Annotated in this window: 2 protein-coding genes; one reads left to right on the top strand and one right to left on the bottom strand. The window is 55.9% G+C overall.

Annotated features, from left to right (window positions below; genetic code table 11):
• Window positions 1–187: peptidylprolyl isomerase (locus ABD481_RS46720; RefSeq protein WP_344672350.1), on the bottom strand; the 187-nt coding region annotated here is incomplete at its 3' end.
• A 112-nt stretch (window positions 188–299) separates the two neighbouring features.
• On the opposite strand from ABD481_RS46720, the gene ABD481_RS46715 reads away from it, so the two are divergent.
• Window positions 300–632 (top strand): UvrD-helicase domain-containing protein (locus tag ABD481_RS46715; protein WP_486323372.1); only part of this gene is annotated, 333 nt, incomplete at its 3' end.

Below are 632 nucleotides of genomic sequence, written 5' to 3'. Positions count from 1 at the left end.
CAAACGGACCGACCATTGCGCCTTGCTGAAACTCGCCTAAGTCGCCGCCGTTGCGGCCAGACGGACATTTAGAATAGCGTTTCGCCAGATGATCGAAGCTGACGCCCCGCTCCAGTTTGGCGAGGATCTCCAGCGCCAGTTTCTCTTCTTTGACCAAGATATGCAGGGCCGCTGCGCTTTTTGCCATGACATCATTCTCAGGATGGTTTGTGTGGCTGACACTTTACCATCAGTCAGTAAATCTCGGCTCCGCTTTCTGCTACAATCCCCACCCCGTTCGAAGATTGAGCAAGACTCCCATGCGTTTAAACCCTGGCCAACAACAAGCCGTCGAATTCGTCACCGGACCGTGCCTGGTGCTGGCGGGCGCCGGTTCCGGTAAGACCCGCGTTATTACGAATAAAATCGCCCACCTGATCCGCGGCTGCGGCTATCAGGCGCGCCATATCGCGGCCGTGACCTTTACCAACAAAGCCGCGCGCGAGATGAAAGAGCGCGTTGGGCAAACGCTGGGGCGCAAAGAGGCGCGTGGCCTGATGATTTCCACCTTCCACACTTTGGGGCTGGATATCATTAAGCGCGAATACGCTGCGCTGGGTATGAAGTCTAACTTTTCCTTATTCGACGATACC

The sequence above is a fragment of the Catenulispora yoronensis genome, assembly GCF_039531695.1.
In the GTDB taxonomy this organism is placed as follows: Bacteria; Actinomycetota; Actinomycetes; order Streptomycetales; family Catenulisporaceae; genus Catenulispora; species Catenulispora yoronensis.
Note: the sequence above shows the minus strand (reverse complement) of the source record. Positions and strands in the feature narration are given on the sequence as shown.